We start from the raw sequence: 26703 nt of genomic DNA, 5'->3' as shown, positions 1-26703 counted from the left end.
AACCTATAAACAAATTAAAAATAGACTCAAAAAGTGTGGTAGAGAATACTCTATCACACTTTTGATTTTGCTGAAAATTGTAGCTTTATAAATTGAAATATGATATACTAAGCTAAATAATTTGATAAGGAGTAATTTGGTATGATAGATAATTTTGCCGAGCTTGAGATTCAATGTAAGCAGTGTCAGAAGTGTGGTTTATGCGAAACTCGTACAAATGTTGTTTTTGGGGTAGGAACTCCTGATGCGGAGGTTATGTTTATCGGAGAAGGCCCTGGACAAAATGAGGACGAGCAAGGAGAACCTTTTGTTGGCAGAGGTGGAAAACTTCTTGATAAAATGCTTGAGGCTATCGACCTCGACCGAAAAAAGAATATCTATATTGCAAATATTGTAAAATGCCGTCCTCCTAAAAATCGTGACCCACTTCCAGAGGAACAGACAGCTTGTGTAGATTGGTTGAGAAATCAGTTTGCATTAATTCGTCCAAAGATTATTGTATGCCTTGGCAGAATTGCTGCTGCAAAAATTATAAAGCCAGATATTAAAATTACAAAAGAGCATGGAATTTTCTTTGAAAAGGGCAATGTACTTATGATGGCAACCTTACACCCTGCGGCTTTGTTGAGAAATCCCAATAACAAGCCGGCCGCATTTGAGGATTATCTTAAATTGCAAGAAAAGATAAAGGAAATTTGTGACCATACATATGAGGATTAATTTATATTTAAGGTGGGAGATTTAAATGAAAAATCCAAAGGTTTTAGCATTTTATATTGTGGCTATAATAATTATTGTTGCAGTGGCAATTCTTGCATTAACAGTTTCAGGAAATTCTGGTGCTTTTTATCTGTGCCTTGGAATTATAGCTGGAGTAGTTGCTATTATTTTGTCAAAGCTTATTATGAGCAGGAAATCTAAGAAAAAATAAAAGGAGTGCTTAAAATGCCATTTATTGAATTGAAAACATCTGTATCTATATCAAAGGAAAAAGAAGCTGAACTTAAATCAGCTTTTGGTGAGGCTATTGCTATTATTCCTGGTAAGAGTGAACAATGGCTTATGCTGAATTTCTGTGATGAACAGAGAATGTGGTTTAAGGGTTCTGACGAATCTTGTGCAATACTTGAGGTTAAGATTTATGGTGGCTCATCTGCTAAGAATTATGATAAGCTGACTGCTGAACTGACAGAAATTGTTTCAGATAAGCTTGAAATTTTAAGTGATAGAATTTATGTAAAGTATGATGAAATAGAGTATTGGGGCTATGCTGGTAGTAATTTTTAATTAAGTTATCTGCTTGCAGACAAATATGCTCCAAAATTGCACAATTATGAACCATATATTGATGAATAACAATTAAATGCTTATGAAGATATTTTTTGAAAGAGTTGTTTGTAAAAATTAGTATTATTTAACAAAATATTACAAAATAAATGCCGAATGATAATGGTAATTTCACTAAAATCACTATTGAAAAAAATTATATAAGATATATCGCCCAATATATTTTATAATATAAGCGAAAAAATGTTACTATTTCACAAAATAATAAATCAAAAATAAAGATACTTAATATAGTTTATAAATGATTAATTGTAAATTTATTGTGTATAATACAATATATGCTCTTGATTTTATTTTATATTATGTTATAATAATAGTGACATTTAGAAAAGAAAGGTGATTACTTATGGGCAGAACTTTAGGAAAAGAATCCAACCATTCTTTTGAGGATTACTTCAAGAGAGCTACCAGTCCTATGCTTACATTGTTTCTTCTTAACGAAAAGCCAATGTATGTATATAAGCTTTCTCAGGAGCTTGAAAAACGCAGCAACAAGATTTATAAAATGAATTTCCTTTATCCTGTACTATATCGTCTTCAGGAGCAGGGTTATGTTGTAGAGTATTCTCAAGAGATTACTGAAAGCCACAGAACTCGTAACTACTATGCTATTACTGATGAAGGTAAGCAATATCTCAAGAAAATGATAGAGCAATATAAGGGACTTCTTAGTGCTGTTGATGTTATTATGAATAATGAAACAAATAAAGAAGCTTTAGAAAATGAGAATGTTTGAGTCGGATAGCTTTTAAATGTTGGATTTATATCGAAAACTTTGATACCGTATGCTTTATAAAAGTATACGGTATTTTTTTGTTTAATTTTATCATTGATAATTGATAACTTTTGTGTTAAAATATATAATATATAAAACCGATAGACTTTGAGGTGATAGTGTGAAAATTTCTACAAAGGGTAGATATGCTGTAAGATTTCTTGTTGATTTGGCAGAACATAAAAAGGATGGCTTTATTGCACTTAAGGATGTTGCAGAGCGTCAGAATATATCAAAAAAATATCTTGAACAGATTGTGCCTCTTTTGAATAAATCTGGTATTCTAAAAGCTAATCGTGGTTATCAAGGTGGATATATGCTTGCAAAAGACCCAAAGGAACTTACTATTTGTGAGATTCTAAAAATTACTGAGGGCAGTATAGCTCCTGTTTCTTGTCTTGATTTTGAACCGATTCAATGCGAGCGTGCGGAGGAATGTTCAACGCTCTATATTTGGCAGGGACTTTATAAGGTTATTACAGACTATCTTGATGGAATAACAATTCAAGATGTAGTTGATAGAGAGGCTGAAAATAATTATGATAATTATATGATTTAATTTCTATCAGACTTATGTTTGTTAATTTATTTGCCATTGACAAAATTTTTTATGAATATTATTATTTAAATAAAGGTATATGCTTAGAAGCTGCCCCTTAGGGTGGCTTCTTGTTTTTGAGGTGAATAATTTGAAAATCAACAAAAAATATCTTGGAATCATCTATATCATAATATCAGCTTTTTGCTTTGCACTTATGAATACTTTCGTAAAGCTTTCTGGAGATTTACCATCTATTCAGAAAAGCTTTTTCAGAAATTTTGTTGCTATGATTTTTGCAGCAATTCTGTTAATAAAAAGTGGGCAAGGCTTTAAATTCAAAAAAGGAAATCTTGGCTTGTTGCTTGCCCGTTCAATATTTGGTACACTTGGAATTCTTTGCAACTTTTATGCAATAGACCACCTTGTACTCTCTGATGCATCAATGCTCAATAAGATGTCGCCTTTTTTTGTAATAATTTTCTCGCTTATATTTCTGCACGAAAAAGTAAATAAAGTTCAAACCTTAGCGGTCATTATAGCATTTTTAGGAAGTTTACTTATAATAAAGCCAAGCTTCAATCTTACAGAGTTTCTTCCTGCACTTCTCGGTTTTATAGGTGGCTTAGGTGCTGGTGCAGCATATACAGCTGTAAGACGACTTGGTCAGAAAGGTGAAAATGGAAAATTTGTTGTGTTCTTTTTTTCCTGTTTTTCTTGCGTTGTGACATTTCCATTTTTGATATTTCAGTATCACGAAATGACCTGGCTTCAACTAATATATCTGCTTTGTGCAGGACTTGCAGCAACAGGCGGACAATTTTCAATTACTGCGGCATATTACCATGCACCAGCGAAAGAAATTTCTGTATATGACTATTCTCAGATAATTTTTTCTGCACTTATTGGTTTCATAATTTTTGGCGATATACCAGATATATATTCTATAATAGGTTATATAGTAATCTGTTCTATGGCAATTATGATGTTTATTTATAATAATCGAAAAAGTAAAACTGAAAAATAATATTTTGCGAGGGGCTGTGAAAAAAACAGCCTTGCAAAAACAAGAAGGCACATAACCGTTATCACTTTCGGTTATGTGCCTTTTGTGGTATAATAAGTTTGTGAAGAATTTTGTGTATGGCAGAGGACATCGGAAGACCATTACACAAAGATATTATGAGAAACTCTGCAAATATCAAGATAAACTCAGTGAATATGTAGTTAAACTTGCCACCTGCGGTGAGAACAGGAACAGCTATTCCAAGACAGACAATTCGGCAACCGAACTATCTGCTTAAATGAAGAATTGACATCTATATATCAAGAAGTTTTAAACAATCTTGAAAGCATGCACGGAGCATTGCTCAGAATGAATCGTTCGATACAAGCTGAGGGTACCTTCGGTGTAATGAAATATGACCGTTGGTACAAAAGATTAGTGCGAAGAGGTCAAATTAAAGTCGAATTGGAGATTTATTTGGTTTCAATCGGCTTTAATCTCCACAAATTTTATACAAAACAAATCAGACTGCAAAAAGCTACTTGAGGTTTCAACATTACGCTGTTTGGGGTAAGGGGGAGTATGCCATTTTTTAAACAATCGCCTTGTTTTTTCACAAAAATTGAAAGGAGCTGCGAAGAATGAAGTCTTAAACTTCATTTCTTCACAGCCCCACCATTTGCTGTAACGGTTTTTAATTTGTAAATTATTAATTTTTTAAGGGCAAGGCATTTATAACATCGCAGACTATTTCAGCACGATTAAAAGGTGTCATAAAGTAGAAACCATCTGCATGTGTCATATATGTTTTTGCAAGCTCGATTGCAATTTCCGTTCCGACCGCAGAACTTTCTTCTCGTGTCATATTCGGAGAAAATCTCTCAATAATATCCTGCGGAATGTTTATTCCTGGAACTTCATTATTCAAAAATGACGCATTTCGATAACTTACAAGTGGCATAATTCCGACAAGCATTTTAGCACCAAGAGAACGAGCCTCCTCAATGACATCAATATTCTCAGCAGAATATACAGGCTGTGTCAGGAAAAATGTTGCACCACATTCCATTTTCTTTTCGAGGCGTTTAAGCTGACTCTTTGCATATTTCAAATCAGGATTAAATGCACCACCAATAAGTATAGGTGAATCTGCAAAAACCTCCTTATTCATTTCAGAAATTATGGTCATAAACTGTGTGGAGCTTATATTGAAAACAGGTTTTACAACTCCTCGGTCGCTTTCAGCAATATGGTCGCCAGTAACTGCGAGAACAGCACGAATTCCTTCACTATGTGCTCCAAGCAGAACTGAACGCAAAGCATTGATATTTCTATCACGGCAACAGATATGTGGCAAAGTATCGATTCCACATTCACGATGTATTCTTGCAGAACAAAGAACAGGCTCCATTTTTACTTGCCCAAGAGGGGAATCAGAGATAGTAACAATATCCGCTCCGGCCTCTTTAAGGAGATTAGCACCATTTATAAGCTTGTTTAAATCTGTGCCATATGGAGGGTCAAGCTCTGCCGCAATTACAAAATCACTATTTGCAATTCGAGAAGAAAATGGTGCAGGAGAAGATTTTTTCTTTTCTTTAATTTCAATTTTCGCAAAGCTTATGTTTCCATTGAGCTTTTCGGAAAGAAGCTTAATGTGTTCAGGTTCAGTGCCACAACAGCCACCAAGAATATTAATGTTATTTGGAATAAGTCTTGCAATTTCGTCAACAAAATGTTCAGTATTCGGCGAAAAGGCAATACGCCTTCTTTCAAGATATGGATATCCACTGTTTGGCAAAACAGCTGTATACAGCTTTGTATTGCTTTTTATGAAATCATTGAATTGTACTGCATGACGCTGAATTTGAGTCGGTCCACAACCACAATTCAAACCAACTACACATAGTTTATCCTTATATTTTACTATGCTATCAAGGAGTGAATTAAGCGAAACGCCCGAACGAGTAAAGCCGTCTGGCATAATCGCAAAAGATAGATAAATATCAGCATCAGGCTTTTTAGATTTAATATATTCGATAGGGTAGGCAATAATATCTATACTTGGAAGAGTTTCAAGTATAAATGAATCCGCACCACATTCAATAAATGCATCAATGATAGCACGATATTCAGCATCGGGATTTTTGTCGTGGTCATCATTAGTATAAATCGCACTTATATCAGCACAAACAACAGCGTTTTCGCCTGCACATTCCCTTGCAAGCATATATCCCTGTTTGATAACCTTAATAAGCTCATCTTGGCTGATATTAAGAATAGTAGTATTTGCGGAAAAGGTATTTGTGCGTATAATTTTAGCACCTGCATTAATGTACTGTGTGTGTATACGCTTAACGATTTCAGGATTATTGATATTTTCAAGCTCACAGCGTCTTTCAGAATTACCAGTAAGCTTAGAATAGAATGTTGCAAAAGCACCATCACAGAGAACAGTCTTGTTATCTGCAAGCAACTCAGATAGTTTCATATTTTTCATACCTTTCGCTATAACAAAACCACAAAAATATGCTTGCAGTTTTTGTTATATGTATTTCAGAAATTTTTAGTTTTTATTGGCAGTAATTTCGTCCATACAAGTCTTGCAAACATTCTGATTTTTAAAGCTGATAACATCTTTCTGAGAGCCACAGAAAATACAAGTAGGAATTGGCAGATTGTATTTTTGCAGAATAACTCTTTTGTTGTCACCATCAAGAAAGATTTCTACGGAGTCACCCGACTGAACACCGAGAGCCTTTCTCAAATCAATAGGCAGAACAAGGCGACCAAGTGAATCAACTTGTCTTACATAACCGGAATTTCTCATAATCATAACTTCCTTTGCGTGGATTTATGAAATAATCAGACGATTATTTCCAAACTTTACTTAATTCTACTATTTTTTTCCAATTTTGTCAATAGATTGTCGAGAAATTTATTTCATAAATTCACATTGTCGAAGCATAAAAATAGTAATAAAATCCGAAACGAGGTTGAGGCTTTGTGCTTGGCTATATATGGGGTGCTATGCTGATAGTAAGCCTTATATGTTCGATATATACTGGCAAAATGGAGGAGCTTTCCTCGGCTGCTCTAAATGGAGCGGCTCAGGCGATTGAGCTTACACTCTCTCTTTTGGGAGTAATGGCTCTTTGGTCAGGGCTTATGAAAATTGCTGATAAAGGTGGAATAACAGCCATTCTTGCAAAAGTATTTTCACCGTTTTTGCGTATTCTTTTCCCAGATTATAAGCCGAAAAGTCCAATATTAAAGGCAATCTGTGCAAATATGGCGGCAAATCTTCTTGGACTTGGAAATGCCGCAACACCCTTTGGAATTGTCGCAATGAAAGAGATGCAAAAGGAAAATAAAACACCCGAAATTGCAAATAGAAGTATGGTTATGTTTGTTGTATTGAATACTGCATCAATTCAACTAATTCCGACAACAATTGCCGCTATGAGAGCATCTGCTGGTTCGAAACAGCCATTTGATATTATAGTCGCTATATGGATAGTTTCTTTTTTGTCGCTTTTTGTAGGAATAATAACAGCAAAATGCTTTGAAGCTCCTGTCGAAAGAAGAAGATTGCACTCGAATAGAGGTGGTAAAAATGGAAATAATAGGTAATCTTGTAGTTCCAGTTTCCATAGCTTTAATAATTATTTTCGGATTCTGCAGAAAAGTGCCGCTTTTTGAAGCGTTTACAGATGGTGCAAAAGAGGGAATAGTTTCTATGTTTTCGATAGCACCTTCGTTAATAGGCTTGATAACAGCAGTATCTATGTTAAGAGCATCAGGCTTTTTTGAAATATTGACAGATTTGTTGTCACCAGTTACAAGTGCATTAGGATTTCCAAGTGAAATTTTACCACTTGCACTTATGAGGCCTGTATCTGGAAGTGGTTCATTTGCTTTATTAAATGATTTATTCAAAAGTTTTTCTCCCGATAGCTTTATCGGAAGAACAGCATCTGTTATAGCCGGTTCAACAGAAACCACATTTTATGCTATAGCGGTCTATTATGGTTCGGTCGGTATACAAAAAACAGGATATACTATACCAGCGGCATTGATGTCAGATTTTGCAGGTATGGTATTAGCTCCTTTGACAATAAGGCTTTTAGGGAATTAGCTGAAGCACTTCTCTAAGACAGCTAAAAGTTTCGCTCGAGGCGGAGTGCCTCTGCAGTCAAGACGCGTAATCGCTCGACAAGTCTCGCTCGACACTTTCAAAATAAGTTTGTTGATGCGATTGAAGTAATTACCAATGGACTACCGATTAGCTAATGTACTTATCTAAGACAATTAAAAGTTTCGCTCGAGCCTTTTTAAAGGCTCGCAGGGTTGAGGGACGGAGTCCCTCATGGGTTTTAAGGGCAACGCCCTTAACTTGTCTTGCCTCCTTAGTGGCGAACTTTGTTCGCCACTAAAATTTCTTTTGTTATCAACATTAGTCAATAAGGGCGGACAAAGTCCGCCCTTTAGGAGCAAAGTATGTTAAGGGCTTCGCCCTTAAAACCCACCAAAGGCTCTGCCTTTGGAAACCGCAAGCCTTTAAAAAGGCTCGAGCGAAACTTTTAATTGTCTAAGATAAGTTTAGTTAGCTAAACGGTAGTTTCTCTAACCGCATCAACAAACTTATTTTGAAAGTTTTGAGCGATTCTGTGTCTTCTCCTGTGCGGTCACGCACCGTTTCTTGGGACAGTGGCTCGCTGCTATTTCTTTATATTGCCGTTTGCCGCAGCCCTTGTTCTTACTATCTTTCTATAAAACTCTTTTCTGTTAAATGGTATCAATGGATATAGATAGCTTTTTCCAGAAATAGTCTTAGTGCATACCATTATAACAAATGTAAGCACTATACCTGCAATAAAACCGTATATTTCGAAAATCTCAGTTAAAACAAGTATCATTATTCGCATAAATTTTACTGCATAGCCTAATTCATAGCTTGGCTGTGAATAGTTCGCAATAGCCACAAAAGCCATATAAAGCATAGCCTCACTGATAAACCAACCTGATTGTACAGCAAAATCACTCAAAACTATTGCACCAATTATGCTCAAAGGTGTTGAAAGCATATTTGGTGTATTTATTGCTGCAAGCCTTAAACCGTCTATTGCAAGTTCAAGTATCATAAGCTGCCAGAATATTGGAATGTTTATAGGGTCCGACGGAACTATGAAAGCAAAGACCTCAGGAATATAGCTTGGATATTTTAAAGCAAGTAACCATATAGGTGTTATAAAAAGCGATGCGATAGTTACGATATAACGAGAAAGTCTTATATAAGTTCCTGTGAGCGGTGGAAAATAATAGTCATCCGCCTCCTCTAAAATATCAAAAATAGAAGTCGGAATAATCAGGGCAGAGGGAGCATTGTCAATTAGGATAGCAATGTTGCCGTCAAGTACAGCTGATGCGGTTACATCAGGACGCTCTGTATTTTTAACCTTAGGAAATGGCGAATACCATTTGTGCCTATAAATAACCTCTGAAAGACTTTGCATAGTCATAGTCAAAGCTTCAACAGAAGCATTTTCGATTTTTTGTGTAATTTCTGCAAGAAGTTTTTTATCAACTTTGTTATCCATATAGCAAAGGACAATATCTGTTTTTGTTTCAATTCCAGCGGAAAGATATTTCATACGGAGATTTATATCCCTTATTCTACGGCGTACAAGTGCTGTGTTTGCAACTAAAGTTTCCACAAATCCGTCACGAGAGCCACGCAATACCTTGTCCTTTTCAGGCTCAGAGGAATCCCTTTGTGGATATGAGCGTACATCGAGCATAATAGCTCCGTCTAAACCATCTATAGCAAGAGCCATAATACCAGAAAGAATACCAGTATAAATTTTATCAAAATCCGTTTCAGCAGAAACCTCAACATAAGGTACACTTTTTTCGCAAAAGGCTTTTAAGTTAGAAAGCTGACTTTCATTATTTATAGAATAGAAAAATTCTATAATTTTTTCCATTACCTCATCATTGATGAGTCCATCAACAAAAAATAAGCAGGAATCTCTGTTGCAAATAATGATTTTTCTTTCTATAATATCGAAACTTTCCTTTGCAAAAATTCCATTGCTGATTTTATCTATAATATTTTTGCCCAAAGCATAAAACTCCTTTATTTGCGGATATATTGCTATTATTTGCAAATAAAGGAGTTTTATTCATTAGTTAACTTTCTAAAGCTTTCTTTTCTTTATCATAGAAATATTTTATAATATCTTTTCTTGTGATAATTCCTATAAACATACCTCTGTCATCAACTACTGGTACGAAATTTTGCTCCATAACCATATTGAGAAGATTATCCATAGTTTCACTGACCCTTACAGCTCTATCACGCTTATTTCTTATAATATCTTTTATGTGACATTCTTCTAACGATTTAAGATTTTGTTCTTGAGTTTTCTTGAGAATAATATACCAAAGGAAATCTCCTTCACTTACTGTACCTATGTATTTTCCCTCACGAGTTATAACAGGAATTGCTGTGTAACCATGGGCGTGCATTTTTTCAAGTCCTTGCCTGATAGAACAATCATCATAGAGATATGCAACAGTAGCCTTATGTTTAAGAAAAAACAGTATATTCATATATAGCCTCCTTGTTATATTAGAGTAATTAAATTAGCTTAAAGAGATTTATTCTTCTTGGATTGGAATATATTTAATTTGATTATATTTTTTTATTATATTAAACTTATTAAATTATTTCTTATTAATGGTAACATATTAAAGAGTTATAATCAATCTTTTATAAAAAATTAAGTGCTAAAAAATATTTTTTGTGTCTAATTTTGTTACAATTTTCGATTTTCAAAATGCCGTTGAAAATTTGCAAGATATGAGTTATAATTGAAAGTATAATTTTAGAGCAAGCTATATTTTGTGCTTTGAAATTAAATACTTTAATGCTGCAAAGCTCAAAGATGAACTCTGTGGCGGAATGGAGATTGTTTATGGATAAGCTATTAACACTTCTTGAAGATAACGCACAATTTACCTATTCACAGCTTGCGGCTATGCTTGATGAAACAGAAACCGAGATAAAAAAAAGGATTGAAGATTATAAGCAAAAAGGCGTTATTAAGGGGACAAGTACAATAATCGACAGAAGCAAGCTTCAGAATGCAGGCGTTAATGCTATTATTGAAATCAAGGTTACACCAAAGGCGGAAACAGGCTTTGACGAAACTGCAAAAATAGTTGCGTCTTTTGATAATGTAGATAGTGTATATCTTGCGGCGTCGGCGACATTTGACCTTATAGCGTTTGTCAGAGGAGCTAATATACAAGAGGTTTCGAGCTTTGTCGCAAAACAGCTTTCTACCTTAGATTCAGTTGTATCAACAGCGACACACTTTGTTCTTACGGAATATAAAAAGAGCGGAATTTCTTTTATTGATGATTGTAACGAAGAACAAAGGAGTATGGAGCTTTAATGGATTACAATAGATTTATTAATGATAAAATACGAACAGTAAAGCCTTCGGGCATAAGAAAATATTTTGATATTGCAAATGAAATGGGTCATGTAATTTCTCTCAGCGTGGGTGAGCCTGATTTTCAGACACCTTGGCATATTCGTGAGGCTGGTATAGATTCACTTCAAAGAGGAAAAACATGGTATACACCAAATAGAGGTTTTTCTGAATTAAGACAGGAAATCTCAAAATACTTTGAGCGTCGTTTCAATGTAACATATAACCCTGACACACAGATTCTTGTAACTGTTGGTGGTTCAGAGGCTATTGATGGTGCTATAAGAACAATAGTTTCAGAGGGTGATGAGGTTCTTATACCAGAACCAAGCTTTGTATGCTATAATCCTTTAACAAGACTTGCAGACGGTATTCCTGTTACAATAGAAACAAAGGCAGAAAACGGTTTCAGGCTTACTGCTGAAGAGCTTGAAAGTAAGATTACACCTAAGTCAAAGCTTCTTATCTTGCCTTTTCCTAATAACCCAACTGGTGCGGTTATGAGAAAAGAGCATCTCGAAGAAATTGCAAAGGTTGTTCGCAAGCATAATTTGTTTGTTCTTTCTGACGAAATTTATGGTGAGCTTACATATGGCGATACACCACATATATCTATTGCATCACTTGAGGGTATGGCAGAACGAACAATAGTTATAAGCGGATTTTCAAAATCATATGCTATGACAGGTTGGCGTTTAGGATATGCTCTTGGTCCAAAGGAAATCATAGAGCAGATGACAAAGCTTCATCAATTTGCTATTATGAGTGCTCCGACTACTGCACAGTATGCTGCAATAGAGGGTTTAAGACATGGTGATGGCGATATTGAGTATATGCGTAATGAGTATAATATTCGTCGCAGACTTATAGTAGATGGTTTCACACGAATGGGACTCACTTGCTTTGAGCCAGAAGGAGCCTTCTATATTTTCCCATCAATAAAAAGTACAGGCCTTACCAGTGAAGAGTTTTGCACTAAGCTAATCAAATCAAGACGAGTTGCCGTTATACCGGGAACAGCTTTTGGTGATTGTGGAGAAGGATATATCCGAGTATCATATTCCTACTCACTCGGACATATTATGGAAGCATTAAACAGAATTGAAATGTTTATAAATGACCCAGACGCTCCAGCTATGGATTCCTAAAAAGTGATTTTTTGAAAGGATGTTGCTCTAAATGAAGGTTAATGTTGATGCCCCAGCGAAAATCAACCTTTTTCTTGATATAAGAGGAAAACGCAGTGATGGCTATCATATAGTTTCTATGGTTATGCAGTCTATTAGTCTTTGCGATGAGATAACAGTTTCTCGCACAGATGATGGTGATATTAAAATCGTATGTTCAGATGAGAATATTCCACTTGATGAAACCAATACAGTATATAAGGCTTTTGAGCTTTTCTTTAAAGAAACAGAAAAAGAAAACAAGGGCATTGAGATTAAGATTAAGAAAAATATTCCGACTGAGGCAGGACTTGGCGGAGGAAGTACAGATGCGGCTGCAGTGCTTCATGCATTGAATAAGCTTTATGACACAGAGCTTTCTCGCAAGGAACTTGCAGAAATCGGAGCAGAAATTGGTGCAGATGTTCCGTTTTGTGTTTACGGCGGAACAATGTCTGCAAGCGGAATAGGAACAATCCTAAGCCCGTTGCCAGATTTACCAGAATGTTATCTGGTGATTGTAAAGCCAAATATTGGAGTTTGCACTAAGGATGCCTATGAAAAATCAGATTCACCCGAATTTTCAGCAATAAAAGGAATGGATAAAATTACAGAATCCATTTGTGAAGCAAATATAAAAAGTGTTGCTAAACATCTTTATAATAAATTTGAAGTCGTTATGGCTTTGCCGGAGGTTGAGAAAATCAAGCAGATAATGCTTGATTGTGGAGCTTTAGGTGCGACTATGACAGGAAGTGGTTCAGCGGTATTCGGTATTTTCGATAATGATAATATGCGTGATGATTGTGCAAAAAGGCTTGATGATGATTACGAGTATGTATATAAAGCAGAACCAGTTTCAGAGGTCTTTTTTGGATAAAGTTATATAAATTTAATAATAGCTTTTAAAGGGCTTGATCAAAATTTTTAATTTTATTGAATTTATATAAGAATAAAATTATAAAATCCCGTCCATAATCTTTGCAACAGCAAAGAAAAGGACGGGATTTTTTATGAAAATAAAAATTATATTTAAACTTGTAGCAACAGCATTAGTTATGGCGTTTACATTTTCGGTAGTATCATTTGCGGGAGCTTGTGAGGATATAGAATCGAGAGTTTTGCGACTACATATCTTGGCAAATTCTGATTCAGAATCAGACCAAGCATTAAAGCTAAAAGTCAGAGATGCTATTTTAGAAATAAGCCCAGAAATTTTTGGTGATACATCATCAAAGCAAGAAGCCATAAAAATGGCAAAGGCAGATTTGCCTGAAATTATAGCCGAAGCAGAGCGTGTTATCAGGGCAGAAGGTTATAATTACAGCGTCAGAGCCGAGGTTGTAAATGATAAATTCAATACTCGTATTTATGAAAATTTTACACTTCCTGCCGGAGATTATGACGCTGTAAGAATTATTATAGGTAGCGGTAGCGGACATAACTGGTGGTGTGTGATGTTTCCAGCACTATGTTTGCCGTCAGCGGAGGGCAATGAATTGCAGAATGAACTTCCAGATTCTGAAAAGTGTATAGTTGATAACAACGAGAATAGCAACGGCTACGAAATTCGTTTTGGAGTAGTAGAAGTGGTTTCGAGTTTTTCAGATTGGCTTTGCAGCTTGTTTTAATAGTAGTTTATTGTTCTGATTTTAACTTTTCTATTTCGGCTTTCAAAGCTTCGAGGTTTTCGGATTTTTTATTTTTTTCCTTAGAGTAGGAATGTTCCATAAGTACAAAAACCAAAACTATGATAGTTACAATAAAGAATGGATTTTGCACAAATGAGATTACATACCCGACCTTTGGAAAAATCTTAATAACCTTTCCCTTAACCTGCTCTATTGAAATAGCCTTATCTCGTATATTATTAGCGTCACCTTGAGTGATTATTTCATCATCAGTGATTCTTATAATTCTATGGGTTACAAGCATATTGTCATTATCTATAAATGTTATAATATCGCCGACCTCATAATTTTCTTGCTCGTGTATAATAAGCCAATCATTAACGCTGATTGCAGGTTTCATACTTCCTGAGAGTACAACAGCATTTCCATAACCTGCAAGCATAGGTAATTGTTCGTGAAGAAGTAACCTTGAATTCATCATAAAAACACAATAGCCTATCATAATTGAAGCTATAAGAAATCCGAATAGTTTTGCAGTATATTTCAAAATCTTCTTCATCATTTTTTGAAATCTCCATTGTGTTTTTTTCTGGAAATGATAATCAATGCGATTGTTATAGCACTAAAAATTGATATAACAATGTATAATGCAAAGCTCCTGTTATCACTCGTTTTAATAGTTGAACTATCTGATGGAGTATCACTTGAATCAGACTCAACAGAGCTTTCGTCATAATCGTATTCAGATATAACACTAATATTTATATGGCAAGCTATTTCTTCATCGACAGCTTTGTTTCCGAGAAATGTATCATAATCATCAGTACCATTTTCAAAATCCCATTTCCAACGGATTTGATATTGTGTGCTTGAATAAGGCTTAACATTTCCATCGGAGCTTATAGAATTAAGCTCTTTAATAGGCTTCATATCTCCAGAAAGAGAGTTGCCATTGGCATCAAGAACCTGAACCATAACAGGAATTTCATATTCACTATCATTTTCACCTGATATATTCAGATTATATTTAATTGCGTATTCCTTGTCATTGTTAAGACTAAATACATAGTTGTTTTCTGTTCCGGGAGCTATTGTATGATTAGCACTTCCAGTTCCGTCAGTTGAAACACGAGGGTCGTTATGCTCAAAGATATTTACTGTTGTGTTGGTAGTCCATGTCTGTTCAGAATCAGAAACAGACAAACCCCCATTTTTTGATGAATCAGAAATATAGCCTTGAGAGAGGGGAAAGCTTTCTATACTATTTTGTGCATAGGCCTTATTATAAATAGGAGCATTATTTGTAAGGCTTATGGTTTTGTTTGAAGTTGGATTGGTGCTTGTAGAGAATGCAATGTTTATTACAATATCACCAGTTATAATAATAAAGAGTAACAAAATCATAGCTACAAACCAAGATTTCTTAGCTTTATTCATAGCGATACCTCCTTCAAAAAATTCAGTCCATATGCGAACCAACTGTCCCAGAGGACAGTTGGCTCAGTATAGATTGAAGTTTTAGTATTATTAGTCGATTTGGTCTACTGTAACAGCCATATTAAAGCTGACAGTGAGGTTATAATCGCCTTTTGTAGCCGCTGTAGTACCTGTAGCTGCTTCGACTGGTGAATATGTTGCACCATCATCAGTAGTTTTTACAACGATACTTCCGGCAGCAATATCGCCAAGAATAGTGTCTTTAGCGTCTTTTAATGGGTCTTTAGGGGAATATGGGCTCTCAGGATTACTAATTAGCCAGTACCAAGTAAGAGTTCTTGTGCAGGTTTTAAGGTCTGTATTTGCCTTATATTTACCATCACAAGTTATTCCTGGGTTATCTCTATTTATGGCATCACACAAGTTTTTCAAATCATCATAAGCTTGAAAGTGTTCGCCAGTTTCGTCCTGATATTGATAGACTATTGGGTTATAATCATAGTCATTAAAGGATAATTTGTTAACTGCTTTATAATACTCTGCATCTGCAGCATATTCAGTAGGATGTTTATATGAATCACTTTCTTTGACATAAACACTCTCTGGAACAAAGTTTTCTTCAGTTACATTATTAAGCTTTGACATAACAGCGTAGGAACCTTTTCTAAGGTATACAGTTTTAACTGTATCGATATCGACAGTTGTATTTATTTCAACATCAACCTCAGGTTTGCCTGATATAACGAAGCCTAAACCAGTATCATTTTTAGTACCAGGAGCAACAACATTTTCTCCTTGAGTAGAAACCTGTACGGTACCTGTGTTTGCGTCGCCACTAAAGTTGATAGGCTTGTCGCCACCTTCTTTGCTTGCGTATTCTTCGCCAAAAAGTGAACCATCTGCGGTTACTGTAACGCCGAACTTTGCTACTCTCGCAGAATCGTTTGCACTGTCGCTTGTTGTATACTTAGCAAAGGTTCCTGCTGTCATGCAAGTAGTAAGCATGGTTGCAAGAAAAAGTATACCTGCGGCACGAAGTGTCTTATTTTTTTTCATACTTTAATCTCTCCTTTATTAAGTATTTACCCAAGCAGACCGTATGAATCTTTCTGTTTTGGGCATTTTGAGTAAGCAACTACTCAGATTTATTAAAAAATCTAATCGGCGGTTAGATTCTTTAAACAGATTTAATTTTTGCTTTCTGATTCAAGCTTAGCCTTTTCACTTTTAAGTCTTTCGATTTCAGCCATAAGTGCAGCAGCTTCGGTTTGTTCGGATTTTTGAATGTGTCTGCGTCTTATAATATCATAAATAACAAAAATAGCGAGTGGAAGAATAACACATATAATCAATCCAGGAATAGTCTGCATAAATAGAGCAACATTTCCCAAGCCTGTAATTTTTCCTTGATATGTACCTATAATCTTTTCAGGATAAACAAGCTTTGCGTCGGCGGTAGCATTGGCATCACCCTTTGTGCGATAGGCAAGCTTTCCGTCATCATCTTTAGTTACTTCTATAATTCTGTGGGTTACAAGAGAACCGCCCTCTGCTTTATCCCAATATACTATAATATCACCTTTTTTAAAAGATGAGGTATCTTCAACGGTATGTGCAAACATTAAATCGCCAGTTTCAACAGTACCACTCATAGAACCCGATTTTACTATAAGAGGAAAAGTTCCGCCTATATTTGGAATAGAATTACTATCTACTGTAAAGCCTTGTATAATAAGAATTATATTTAAAATCAATATAGGTGCAAGTATGATGCAAGCGATAATTCCAAGGATAGTAAAAGCTTTATTAGAAGAATTTTTCTTATCGGTCTTGGAATTTTTATCGGAAACTGCTTCAATAGTGGTTTCCGTAGAATTATATTTCATTATATTCATTCCCTTTTTAGCTAAAAATTTAACTATAAATAAATTATGTTTAGCAATATTTTAACATATAAAAATAAAAAATTCAATTAGTTGATAATTAATACTGATTTTTATATATTATAGTAGCATTTTAATTTATATATAGATATTATAGTTGTAATATTAAGTTAAATTTCTAATTAAGAAAAAAGCTATTAGAGCTTTATGATATAATTAAACAGAATATAATGCTATATTTAGATATAATTGTAAAAGTATAAGAAAGTTAAACATATTTTTTCTGATTGTTTAAGGAGGCAATGTTAATATGAAATTTAAAAATACAAAGAAAAAGAGAGTAATTTCATTTGCATTGGTAATTTTAATAGTTGGAGGACTTATTCCAAGTGATATGCTTTCAGGATTTTTCGGCTTGTTTGCACCTGCTTTTGCAAGTGCAGCAGATAATAATGCTCCAGCATATCAATATATGAATGAGCTTTATGATGGTTCAGATGCTATTTCTCCATTGCCTACTTATATCAAATATAAAGAGCAAACAGGCTATACTGAGCCTAAGCGAATATCTCTTACGGATTTTCGTGAGATAGTAGGTGAGGCATTGCTTTTTAATAATGGTACAGCACAGAACTATATGTCACAGGACTATAAGCTGATGATTTGCAATGCAGAGGAATTATATCTCTATTCGCAGATTGTAAATGGAAAAGGTTCGTCCCCATCAGAAGTTAAATTCTATCTTTCTGCAAATATTGTACTTGGTGATAATATTGAATATTCCGAGGTCAGCTATAATGAAAGATATTTTTTGCCAATAGGCGGAGATGGAAACCCATTTACTGGTACATTTGATGGTCAGGGCTTTGAGATTCGTGACCTTTATTTTGATACAGAATATACGCCTGTAACAGTAGGATTTTTTGGCGTTGTTGGTGCTAATGCGGTTGTAAGGAATTTCGGCATATATCACCCTACAATAGATTCTACAAATAGTGCGGCAACCTTTACTGCTGTAATTGCCTCAAGAAATTATGGTAATATTGAAGATGTATACGCTATTGCTCAAGAAGTTCAGCCAGAAAAAGGTGCTATTGCAAATGTCAATGTTGTAAAATCAGCAAACTCCACCGCTGGTGGACTTGTTGCGATAAACTATGCAAGCGGTAAAATTGCAGATTCATATTTTGCAGGTATGCTCGATGCTCGTGAACCAATTGTGCAAAATCCAGTATGCCCTAATAATAGTGGTACTATATCAAACTGCTACTATGATAGTGATATATTCAAGGTTGGTACAACTCCTAATCAAATTGATAATCCCGATGAAGAGAATATCATACCTCGCACAAATTTCCAACTTAAAACTCTTAATGGCGTTACAGGCACAGAATTTAAACCACTTAATAATAAAACTACCAGAACTGGTAGAAACACTTATGATTGGACTTATCCACGAATCTATGGTTTTATTGGTATGGGTACAGAGAGTGACCCATTGATAATTTCTACTCCTGCACAGCTTATTCACTTCCCTTGTTCATATGAGTATACACAGGCATATTATTTTAAAATAGATAGATGTATAGATATGAATGAAGTTGCTCCAAATGCCTATAAACCAAAGCTTGATATAACAGTGACATCAAATTATGTAGCAAGTGGGCGTTGGATTAACTGGACAGTCACTTCAACAAATGCATCTTTTTATGGCAAGCTTATAGGTACAGCCGATGATGGCGATGAAAATTGTCCTATTCATCATACTTCATCACTCGGAAACGACAGCAATGGCGAAAAACTGAGAGATACTCATATAATCCTTAATCTTACAATAAATACACCAGCCACAACAACAAATAGCTATAGTAAAAGTAATAAATTTACTGCTCTTATAGCACAATCTACCAGTAATAAAAATATTCAGTATAATTCTTGTGTTAAAGACCTATCTTTTGTTGGTGGTGAAATTTCAAGTGGTGATGCTGATGGTATGCCAACCACAAACACAGACAACTCTTTAAATGTAAGAAGTGCAACAGTTGTTGCACATTCAAACGATATTGATATGGAAAATGTTCATTCTTCAGCAACTGTTAAGCTTGGAACAGGCTCACAGCGTTCTACAGCGATAGGTGGACTTATCGGTGGAGGAGCATACCATTTTATAACAGACTGTACCAATAGCGGAGATATTATCGGCGGTGCATTAGAAATGGTACCGAATATTTTTAGTTATAATGTTCGTGTAGGTGGTTTGCTTGGTGCTGCAGGTACAGGAGGCAGTACGCAATGGGGATACTATGGAAAGCTTACCCATGTTGCTAACTATGGTAATGTTTATGGTGCATATATGATAACCGATGAAAGCAACGATTGGAAATTAATAAACGGCAGCTTTAATACAGCAGGTATTACAACAAATCAAGTAGGAAGTAGTGTTACTAGCTTAACTACAGAAAATGGTTCTAAGCCTGCAATAAATATAAATGATTCTGCTCGTGGAGATAGAATTGCCAATTTCGGAAATATATATGATGTTCCGGTTCTTAAAAATGAGCTTACAGGCGAGGTTATATATGATGAAAACGGCAAGCCAACAGCCGAAGCACTTCCTAAAGGCAAACGCTTGGTAAACAATGATTCCAAAGCAAGGTCGAATATGTGGGGAATAGGCTATAATATTATTTGTAATTCATATAATGAAGGCAATTTCTATTCCGTTGCAATAAATAAGTGTCTTATGAGCGGTATAGGCTATATGAGTAGTTCTAAAGGTACAAAGAACGGTCAATATTATAATTATAGAAACTATAATAAGGGTAATTTCTATATGTATGATGGTGGTATTGGTATTTATGGTATAGCACAGGGATATACTTATAAATCTTATAACTGCGGTAACATCTATTTTTATGGAGGAACTATTTTTACTAACGGAAATAATAGCATAGGAATAGATAATGGCGGATGTTTTGTAGGCATCTGCGGTATGAGTACAGAATATTCCTATAATGCAGGTGATGTTTATATTGCACCAACAAATCGTGAGCGGTGCAACAGTAATTCTACCTATTGGTACACTTCTACTGATACAAATGCTGCTGCATATATAGGTGTTATTGGAACTTCTATGTTTTTTGCAGAGCATACTACAAATATAGGTAAGCTGACCGTTGACCTTGATAAGAATAATTTCGACCCTATTTATGGTACATCAAACCTTACTTCGGAAGGCCATTTCCCTTATATTTCAATGTATTCTAATGGTTTGGGTTCGTATAATTCAAGCTATGGAAAAATAAACTTTATTCCAAATAAAAAAGATACTAATAAAATGATACGACTTTCAATATCAGGCTGTCTGAGAGCTGGTTATAATAATTGGGATAATAACTGCAATTATAACCGCAACTATGTTGATATTACAGTTGATACAACTGAAGCTCCGGATTGCGTAAGAAGTTTAGGCATAACCGGAATAGGTTATAATCATACAGCAGACTATAACGAAAAGAATCAGAACCAATTTACCTTTAATAATAATATTAACTATGGAAATATCACTGTTAAAGGAAAGTATAATGGTGCGGTTACAATTCGTACACTTGGCTATCAGGCACTTTTCGCAAATAATAATCTTAATCTCGGAGATGTTACAGTAGACGCAGAGATTACCGGAACACTTAACATATATGGTTATCATACAATGAACAATAGCACTAACCGACAATCAAAGATAAAAAATATAGTTAATGGTTGGTATGATGGCTGTTATATTCCAGATGGTATGAAGTCAGATGAATGGAACGAAGTTTTTAATAGCCTTGATAAATCCCGCAGATATGGAAAAATAAATATTTCTGGCAAAACTAAAACTATAATTGTATATGGTGTATTATATCAATATAATAGTTATCAGGCGGAGAAAACAGAAAATCTTATCAATAATGGCGAGATAAATCTTACTAATCTTATGGTTGAGGATTCAAATATAACTGTTTATGCCGTTTCCAATAGTATTTGTTATAAATCAAGGAATTATGCTCCTATGACAATCCGAGACAGCTACTTTAATTATATAACTAATAATTATAATGTCTATCTTAACGGTGGCTTATCGGGTGAGAATAATATAAATTTTGCACCTATTACAGTTGAAAATTGCGTTAATAATGCAAAATATAAAGATTCTGGTTTATATTTATCGGGTATAACACATAGCGGAAGAGCTATTCATAGTGAAAACAGAGGAAAAATCACAGTAAGAAATCTTTATACAGCTAATGTCAATGGCACAGAGTATATAAGCTCGTGGTGTAAATCTTCAGGAGCTTCAGGCTTTGGCTGGTGTGTTCATATCGGTGGAATCAGAAGCATAGGAGGGCAAACAGACTATTGTGTAAACTATGCTGATATTTCCGTAGAAAATGCAGATGCATATCGTGTAGGAGGCATTGTTGGGTATGTTACTTCAACTTCAGCTATATCAAATAGCATAAATTATGGTGATGTAAATATTAACGAGAGTGGTGGTGAAGGTTTTGTTGGTGGCATTGTGGGATATGTCAGTGTTGCAAAATTCACTTTAAGCCATTGTTATAATTTTGCAAATGTCAATGTAACAAATCCAACATCATATTCTTGGGGTACTGGTGCAGCTCTTTATATGGGAGGCGTTGCTGGATATTTAAACGCAGCTTCTATAACGCAGTCAGAAAATTTCGGAAAGCTTTATTATAATAATGATAAGCCGTATAATACTGATAATACTAATAATAATACAAGAAAAACTACTATGTATATTGGTGGTATAGTAGGTAATTTATACCACTTTGATTACATAAACTCGGTTTTGAATTATGGTGATATAGAAATTGGTACTGAACGCAACCGTAATGCAACATATGTAGGCGGTATTATAGGTTTAGATAATTCCTGGAATGATAATGCTCGAAAATATATAGGCTACAATATGATAAACTACGGTAATATAAGCGTCAATTATCTTGAGAGTGGTGGCTTATATGCGGGCGGAATAATGGGATATACCTATCCATACAATACAAACAGTTTAGGCCCAAGACTTACTAATGGTATAAATTATGGTACAGTCGGATATAAGGGTGATAATAAAAATAATAAGATTTATGTAGGTTCTATTCTTGGCTTAAATGTTCATGGCACACCTATATATCTTAATAATATGGTAGACCTTTCAGAAGCACCGGAGGGTGTAAGCAATTATCCTGTTATAGGTGGATACTCTAATAATAATGGAAAGGTTTATGATAATTTAACTCTCTATACCAAAAATAAAGCTGCATATGATTCCAATGACCAAAACAGATGTAAGCTAAAGCTTGTGACTCTCGATAAGACCGATACCGAAAATACAGTAGCTCTTTATAGCAATAACTTCATATTCAGAAAAGAGATTATCCATGAGCTTACAGACTATGATTCTCACCAAAGGAACGCAATGGCTTATCAGGACTATGATAATCTTTCACCATATTTGCAGGCTTATTTGACAAGTCGCTTTGGCGATGAGGCTAAAAGCAACGGCGCATATGTAATTATGGATAAGGCAATAGATGAGTACAGAAGCGTAGGTGTATTTATGCCAAGAAGAAGTCGCATTGAGAATAGCTATAATAATATACAATTTGGTGTTCAATATGATGAAAAGAGCGAATCAGCTTGCTTTGACAGCTCTCTCGTCAACGATAACGAACTTAATTCATTATATTCCTCTATGGTTTCTCCGTCAGAGAGAACCCTGCAAAAGGACTTCGATATTTATGCACAGCAGATTAAAGATAGTAGCCTTGATGAGCTTATCGAATATAAAATGCAGACAAAGTGGGAATATACAAATAATGATACAACCTATTATCAGTTCTTTGATAACTATTTGAGCGATATAGAAACTCATTATGCACAGCTTTCTGACGGAACATATTCCGATAAGATTAAGTATACGGATATAAACATCTATATGTCGATAGACGATATAGATTCTTCCTTAGCCCGTAGAAAAGTGCGTGATTCCAAGACAGGCAAACCGATAAAAGACGATAATGGAAATACTGTTTATGAAAATGTTGATACAGATAGATGTATATATATTTCTCCTAATATAGAGCGTATATCTCAATATTCAAGTATGAAGTTCTATCAAGGCGATACAGTAGATACCACTAAGCGTCTTAAAAAGATGAATCATTATACTGACCCGTATCCAAAGAATTTATGGCTTAATGGAGATAATCTCGATGATATGCTTTCAGATGAAAGTGTAAAGTGGAGTGAGTCGATGTCAAGTTATGAGGCTAAGTATATATTTAATGATACTTGTGAAGATATTGCTGACCGTGATATGTGGGAAATTGCTGTACCATATAGAACCAACAATGACCTTGACAATATGTATACAAAGGTTCTTGGAGTTATAACAGCCGAAGATGGAATACATAAAAATATAGTTGTTGTCCATGTTGTTATAGATAAGTATAAGCCTTATGCAAAACTTGATTCTGTATCACTTGATACGCCATCAGATAAAATAGTTACAAGCACAACGGATAATGGCGGACTTGAGATTGACCCTGATAAGCACGATTCTGTCACAGATAAGGATAAAACTGACCCAAGCAAGCCTGCACAAGATGTAATTTATTATTATGTTTCAGATAATTATAAAGATGCAAATGGAAATGGCTTACAAGGGGAAAATATACAGAGCTATAAGTCTTATTCAAGCAGCAGTAATAAATATCCTAAAATATCTGTTACAACTTATAATATGAGCAAGGGTGATAAAATCTGGGCGAGCGTTTTTTGGCAGGATAGATTGCCTTCCGCAGAGAATATCAGCTATAATCAGCTGAAGTGGAATGATGATGCTAATCATTACAAATCTTCATATAAGGTTGAAGTTGGCGAGGTTGAATACGACGAAGACCAAAAGAGCACTGGTAAGGTAGAAATAGACCTTAATAGTGTATTAAGCGATTCAGAATGCTTCTATGGTGGCTTATATAAGGTTAATCTTATGTATGAGCGAACAAAAAACTCTGATTCGGAAAAACACTTTGCAACAGTATATTTCTGCAAAGAATATTCGCCACTTAATGCCATTCAAGGAACTGGTTGGGGTTATATAAGTTTAGGAGGCTCTCAATATTATCCGAGCCCAACTACATATACGCGTTACTGGGGAGCTGAAATTAGAGTTTTAGACCTTCTTTCATATGATAAGCTATATGGAAAATCTGCTGATGGTTACCAACAGGGTTTACTTTTTGTAGGTAGACCAACATATGGTATAAATCCACTCAGATATTATTACTATACTAAAAAAGACAACGATGCAACAAAGTCAGCTAATAGTACTACTAATTGTGGTACATATATGAGTTTGAAATCTTCGATTGCTAATAATCCAACTTCTACTTACTATGTTGATGCTGATAACCCTATATATAATAAGTCAGAAGAAATAGATGAGGAAGTTGACGAAATACCAAAAGGAAAGCCTGTAACTCTTGAAAATGTTATAGAGAAAATATATGTTAAGAATGATACTAAAACAGGAGCATACTATCCTGCAAAATATATAGGTCATACAGATATTATGGCAGAAAATGGGGATATTCGCCGATATACATATGAACAAATTCATATGGGAGATTACGGTAAAAATGCAGATGGTACTGCATGGGGTACATATCAAAATGAGCCAAAAGTAACAATAAGTACAGCAACTAAGAATGGATATACTATTTTTGATAAAAATGAGGATGGCTCATATGTTGCAAAGGTTCTCGGAAACGAAACAAGCAATATAACCTTTACTGCACAATGGGGAAGCTCAAATGTTTCTCTTGCCAGAACAGATAATGCTGTATATAGTGATGCAAAGTATAGTGGAAGTGGTTATGCTGCTGACAGAGTAAAGATTTATTTCAAAGGTATTTCCTCAGATAGTTATACAGAGCTTACGACAGAGCAGATAAATAAATACTTCCAAAATTCTAAAGGCGAAACAGGTATATCAGTAACTAATAGTAATATTTGGACATTTATTCTTAAAAACGATGCACCGGTCGGTACATATAAAATCGTTCCATACTTTATGTATCGTATGGACTTTACTGATAAAACTGTAAATAATACTGCGGTTAAGCTTTACGATTATGATACAGGCGAATATCTTGAAAATAAAGACGCTCTTAATTTTACATGGACAATTCCTTATAGCGTTCCATTCATTATAGAAAATCTCCCTAATGATGAAACATATATAACGGAGTTTAAGGTAAACAATCAGCAATATACACCTTTTATCTTTGAAAATAGCAATATAGAAGGTGGGGACTCAAGAGATGTAACCATTCTTAAAGCCAGTGAGAGCGGAAAAATTGTCTACACAGGCTATGAAAATGTTATGACAGGTGATAATCGAGTAGATACCTTTAATGTATTTTCATATGTTAAGAAAGACCAACAAGAGAGTAAAATAACCCTTCGAGTGCCTTATAAAGCTAAACTTCAAAAATACACAGGAAAGATTTCTGGAGAAGATTCTTACCCGAGCTTTAGTGATAGCAAGTGGGAAAGTGCTGATGCAGAAGAAATTCTTGTTTATGATGAAGATGGCAATGTAATAGAAAACAATTATAAGCAGTATACTTTTACAGTAAACTATAATGCGTATGATGAGGAAGCCAAAGATTATAGCTATTCTCCATCGGTGACATATTATAAGTCTATTGCTGAAGATGGCAAAACCGAAACCCTTTATAAGGTTTCAGTTGTTCCTGGTGTAAGAAATAAGAGTACAACGCTCGAAGTTGCACAAGAGGGCGAGATAGAAAAGCTTGGCGGTGAAGATGAATTTAAAGCAAAAATGACAAAGGTATTTCAAGAAAGCGATGCAATGTATAAAGAGATTATAGAAAAATATGGTATGATTTCTGCAACTATAAAAGAGCTTAATGGTAGTGAAGTAGATGTTTATCAGACAAAATATCTAAGTGGAACTTCGTCAGGTGAATCTGAGCCATATGTATATAATCTGAAAAGCTTTGCTTATGATATAAGCGTAGACTTGCCTGCTGGATATACTTATGATGTATTAGTTTTCAGCCAAAGTATGGACAATGCAAATACTCTTAAAAATTCTCAGAATGACTTTGATGGCAAACAGCTTATTCTCAGCAGCAGCAGTAAGCAAGATTTAAATGTCCGAATAGTCATAAAGAGAGATACGTCAAGTACAATTTGGGGTGTTGAGTATATTTGGAATATGAATAATGCTGTGAAAGATAGTAGCAATATTGCGATACTTGGTAAGGGTGGCATATTCAATAACTATGTTTATAGGCGTGAGTCCAATTAATAATCAGTTAAT

At 34.8% G+C, this 26703-nt stretch carries 23 protein-coding genes; 15 read left to right on the top strand and 8 right to left on the bottom strand.

All coding sequences use genetic code 11. From position 1 onward, the window contains the following. The first annotated feature begins 141 nt into the window (after nucleotides 1–141). The 8 genes from C9914_RS00450 to C9914_RS00420 all read left to right on the top strand — a co-directional run bounded on the left by C9914_RS00450 (nucleotide 142) and on the right by C9914_RS00420 (nucleotide 4212). On the top strand, nucleotides 142–720 hold the full coding sequence (locus C9914_RS00450) for a uracil-DNA glycosylase (protein WP_106762704.1): 579 nt from the start codon (nucleotides 142–144) through the stop codon (nucleotides 718–720). A 25-nt stretch (nucleotides 721–745) separates the two neighbouring features. Further along, nucleotides 746–931: a hypothetical protein gene (locus tag C9914_RS00445; protein WP_022264864.1), complete on the top strand. Its 186-nt coding sequence runs from the start codon at nucleotides 746–748 to the stop codon at nucleotides 929–931. A 14-nt stretch (nucleotides 932–945) separates the two neighbouring features. Continuing rightward, nucleotides 946–1287 (top strand): phenylpyruvate tautomerase MIF-related protein, encoded by a 342-nt coding sequence (locus C9914_RS00440; RefSeq protein WP_022264863.1) that lies wholly within the window; start codon nucleotides 946–948, stop codon nucleotides 1285–1287. Between the two features lie 406 nt (nucleotides 1288–1693). Further along, on the top strand, nucleotides 1694–2083 hold the full coding sequence (locus tag C9914_RS00435; RefSeq protein ID WP_022264862.1) for a PadR family transcriptional regulator: 390 nt from the start codon (nucleotides 1694–1696) through the stop codon (nucleotides 2081–2083). Nucleotides 2084–2243: 160 nt separating this feature from the next. Next, a complete protein-coding gene (locus C9914_RS00430; protein ID WP_106762702.1) occupies nucleotides 2244–2681 on the top strand; it encodes an RrF2 family transcriptional regulator in 438 nt (145 codons plus the stop codon). A 79-nt stretch (nucleotides 2682–2760) separates the two neighbouring features. After that, nucleotides 2761–3687: a DMT family transporter gene (locus tag C9914_RS00425; protein ID WP_022264860.1), complete on the top strand. Its 927-nt coding sequence runs from the start codon at nucleotides 2761–2763 to the stop codon at nucleotides 3685–3687. 100 nt (nucleotides 3688–3787) lie between these two features. Then, nucleotides 3788–3964 carry a hypothetical protein gene (locus C9914_RS11420; RefSeq protein WP_158707297.1) on the top strand — a complete coding sequence of 59 codons (177 nt, stop codon included), beginning with the start codon at nucleotides 3788–3790 and terminating at the stop codon, nucleotides 3962–3964. A gap of 8 nt (nucleotides 3965–3972) precedes the next feature. After that, nucleotides 3973–4212 carry a transposase gene (locus C9914_RS00420; protein ID WP_158707296.1) on the top strand — a complete coding sequence of 80 codons (240 nt, stop codon included), beginning with the start codon at nucleotides 3973–3975 and terminating at the stop codon, nucleotides 4210–4212. A 163-nt stretch (nucleotides 4213–4375) separates the two neighbouring features. Here C9914_RS00420 and C9914_RS00415 read toward each other — a convergent pair whose 3' ends face one another. Both C9914_RS00415 and C9914_RS00410 read right to left on the bottom strand, forming a co-directional pair. Then, nucleotides 4376–6157, bottom strand: a complete 1782-nt coding sequence (locus tag C9914_RS00415) for a bifunctional homocysteine S-methyltransferase/methylenetetrahydrofolate reductase (RefSeq protein ID WP_158707295.1) — start codon at nucleotides 6155–6157, stop codon at nucleotides 4376–4378. A gap of 75 nt (nucleotides 6158–6232) precedes the next feature. Then, nucleotides 6233–6496, bottom strand: coding sequence for an AbrB/MazE/SpoVT family DNA-binding domain-containing protein (locus C9914_RS00410; protein WP_022264858.1), 264 nt, complete (start codon nucleotides 6494–6496; stop codon nucleotides 6233–6235). A 176-nt stretch (nucleotides 6497–6672) separates the two neighbouring features. Here C9914_RS00410 and C9914_RS00405 point away from each other — a divergent pair, with 176 nt between their 5' ends. Next, entirely contained in the window at nucleotides 6673–7299 is a 627-nt protein-coding gene (locus tag C9914_RS00405) for a nucleoside recognition domain-containing protein (protein WP_022264857.1), read from the top strand. After that, complete coding sequence (locus tag C9914_RS00400) at nucleotides 7283–7804, top strand: spore maturation protein (protein WP_022264856.1); 522 nt, start codon at nucleotides 7283–7285, stop codon at nucleotides 7802–7804. Before C9914_RS00405 ends, C9914_RS00400 begins: the two co-directional genes overlap by 17 nt. Before the next feature lie 583 nt (nucleotides 7805–8387). Here C9914_RS00400 and C9914_RS00395 read toward each other — a convergent pair. Together C9914_RS00395 and C9914_RS00390 are read right to left on the bottom strand one after the other, a co-directional pair. After that, entirely contained in the window at nucleotides 8388–9791 is a 1404-nt protein-coding gene (locus tag C9914_RS00395) for a spore germination protein (protein ID WP_106762697.1), read from the bottom strand. A 67-nt stretch (nucleotides 9792–9858) separates the two neighbouring features. Continuing rightward, nucleotides 9859–10281: a CBS domain-containing protein gene (locus C9914_RS00390; RefSeq protein WP_022264854.1), complete on the bottom strand. Its 423-nt coding sequence runs from the start codon at nucleotides 10279–10281 to the stop codon at nucleotides 9859–9861. Nucleotides 10282–10646: 365 nt separating this feature from the next. Here C9914_RS00390 and C9914_RS00385 point away from each other — a divergent pair, with 365 nt between their 5' ends. The 4 genes from C9914_RS00385 to spoIIR all read left to right on the top strand — a co-directional run bounded on the left by C9914_RS00385 (nucleotide 10647) and on the right by spoIIR (nucleotide 13965). Then, nucleotides 10647–11129, top strand: coding sequence for an Lrp/AsnC family transcriptional regulator (locus C9914_RS00385; protein ID WP_022264853.1), 483 nt, complete (start codon nucleotides 10647–10649; stop codon nucleotides 11127–11129). Next, nucleotides 11129–12316, top strand: coding sequence for an aminotransferase class I/II-fold pyridoxal phosphate-dependent enzyme (locus C9914_RS00380; RefSeq protein WP_022264852.1), 1188 nt, complete (start codon nucleotides 11129–11131; stop codon nucleotides 12314–12316). The genes C9914_RS00385 and C9914_RS00380 overlap by 1 nt, the downstream gene beginning before the upstream one ends. A gap of 31 nt (nucleotides 12317–12347) precedes the next feature. After that, the gene (gene ispE / locus C9914_RS00375; protein WP_106762695.1) at nucleotides 12348–13214 is read left to right on the top strand and encodes a 4-(cytidine 5'-diphospho)-2-C-methyl-D-erythritol kinase; all 867 of its coding nucleotides are present in this window, start codon (nucleotides 12348–12350) and stop codon (nucleotides 13212–13214) included. 133 nt (nucleotides 13215–13347) lie between these two features. Then, the gene (spoIIR, locus tag C9914_RS00370; protein WP_106762693.1) at nucleotides 13348–13965 is read left to right on the top strand and encodes a stage II sporulation protein R; all 618 of its coding nucleotides are present in this window, start codon (nucleotides 13348–13350) and stop codon (nucleotides 13963–13965) included. Between the two features lie 7 nt (nucleotides 13966–13972). Here the strand turns inward: spoIIR and C9914_RS00365 are convergent, their stop codons facing one another. The 4 genes from C9914_RS00365 to C9914_RS00350 all read right to left on the bottom strand — a co-directional run bounded on the left by C9914_RS00365 (nucleotide 13973) and on the right by C9914_RS00350 (nucleotide 17288). After that, complete coding sequence (locus C9914_RS00365; protein ID WP_106762692.1) at nucleotides 13973–14527, bottom strand: signal peptidase I; 555 nt, start codon at nucleotides 14525–14527, stop codon at nucleotides 13973–13975. Beyond that, entirely contained in the window at nucleotides 14524–15402 is an 879-nt protein-coding gene (locus C9914_RS00360) for a hypothetical protein (protein WP_106762690.1), read from the bottom strand. Before C9914_RS00360 ends, C9914_RS00365 begins: the two co-directional genes overlap by 4 nt. Nucleotides 15403–15492: 90 nt before the next feature. After that, on the bottom strand, nucleotides 15493–16458 hold the full coding sequence (locus C9914_RS00355) for a hypothetical protein (protein WP_106762688.1): 966 nt from the start codon (nucleotides 16456–16458) through the stop codon (nucleotides 15493–15495). 131 nt (nucleotides 16459–16589) lie between these two features. Further along, nucleotides 16590–17288: a signal peptidase I gene (locus C9914_RS00350; RefSeq protein ID WP_022264846.1), complete on the bottom strand. Its 699-nt coding sequence runs from the start codon at nucleotides 17286–17288 to the stop codon at nucleotides 16590–16592. A gap of 307 nt (nucleotides 17289–17595) precedes the next feature. On the opposite strand from C9914_RS00350, the gene C9914_RS00345 reads away from it, so the two are divergent. Continuing rightward, a complete protein-coding gene (locus tag C9914_RS00345; RefSeq protein WP_106762685.1) occupies nucleotides 17596–26691 on the top strand; it encodes a hypothetical protein in 9096 nt (3031 codons plus the stop codon). The last annotated feature ends 12 nt before the right edge of the window (nucleotides 26692–26703 follow it).

Source organism: Pseudoruminococcus massiliensis (genome assembly GCF_900291955.1).
GTDB classification, from domain to species: Bacteria; Bacillota; Clostridia; order Oscillospirales; family Acutalibacteraceae; genus Pseudoruminococcus; species Pseudoruminococcus massiliensis.
The sequence above is the reverse complement of the archived record's forward strand: the minus strand, read 5'-3'. Positions and strand labels throughout refer to the sequence as shown.

Bases quoted from the DNA above. Each gene is read 5' to 3' on its own strand.
- spoIIR (WP_106762693.1), top strand. From the start codon at position 13,348: ATGAAAATAAAAATTATATTTAAACTTGTAGCAACAGCATTAGTTATG.
- C9914_RS00440 (WP_022264863.1), top strand. From the start codon at position 946: ATGCCATTTATTGAATTGAAAACATCTGTATCTATATCAAAGGAAAAA.
- C9914_RS00350 (WP_022264846.1), bottom strand. From the start codon at position 17,288: ATGAAATATAATTCTACGGAAACCACTATTGAAGCAGTTTCCGATAAA.
- C9914_RS00415 (WP_158707295.1), bottom strand. From the start codon at position 6,157: ATGAAACTATCTGAGTTGCTTGCAGATAACAAGACTGTTCTCTGTGAT.
- C9914_RS00360 (WP_106762690.1), bottom strand. From the start codon at position 15,402: ATGAATAAAGCTAAGAAATCTTGGTTTGTAGCTATGATTTTGTTACTC.
- C9914_RS00385 (WP_022264853.1), top strand. From the start codon at position 10,647: ATGGATAAGCTATTAACACTTCTTGAAGATAACGCACAATTTACCTAT.
- ispE (WP_106762695.1), top strand. From the start codon at position 12,348: ATGAAGGTTAATGTTGATGCCCCAGCGAAAATCAACCTTTTTCTTGAT.
- C9914_RS00345 (WP_106762685.1), top strand. From the start codon at position 17,596: ATGAAATTTAAAAATACAAAGAAAAAGAGAGTAATTTCATTTGCATTG.
- C9914_RS00390 (WP_022264854.1), bottom strand. From the start codon at position 10,281: ATGAATATACTGTTTTTTCTTAAACATAAGGCTACTGTTGCATATCTC.
- C9914_RS00450 (WP_106762704.1), top strand. From the start codon at position 142: ATGATAGATAATTTTGCCGAGCTTGAGATTCAATGTAAGCAGTGTCAG.
- C9914_RS00380 (WP_022264852.1), top strand. From the start codon at position 11,129: ATGGATTACAATAGATTTATTAATGATAAAATACGAACAGTAAAGCCT.
- C9914_RS00410 (WP_022264858.1), bottom strand. From the start codon at position 6,496: ATGAGAAATTCCGGTTATGTAAGACAAGTTGATTCACTTGGTCGCCTT.
- C9914_RS00435 (WP_022264862.1), top strand. From the start codon at position 1,694: ATGGGCAGAACTTTAGGAAAAGAATCCAACCATTCTTTTGAGGATTAC.
- C9914_RS00445 (WP_022264864.1), top strand. From the start codon at position 746: ATGAAAAATCCAAAGGTTTTAGCATTTTATATTGTGGCTATAATAATT.
- C9914_RS00355 (WP_106762688.1), bottom strand. From the start codon at position 16,458: ATGAAAAAAAATAAGACACTTCGTGCCGCAGGTATACTTTTTCTTGCA.
- C9914_RS00425 (WP_022264860.1), top strand. From the start codon at position 2,761: ATGCTTAGAAGCTGCCCCTTAGGGTGGCTTCTTGTTTTTGAGGTGAAT.
- C9914_RS00365 (WP_106762692.1), bottom strand. From the start codon at position 14,527: ATGATGAAGAAGATTTTGAAATATACTGCAAAACTATTCGGATTTCTT.
- C9914_RS00400 (WP_022264856.1), top strand. From the start codon at position 7,283: ATGGAAATAATAGGTAATCTTGTAGTTCCAGTTTCCATAGCTTTAATA.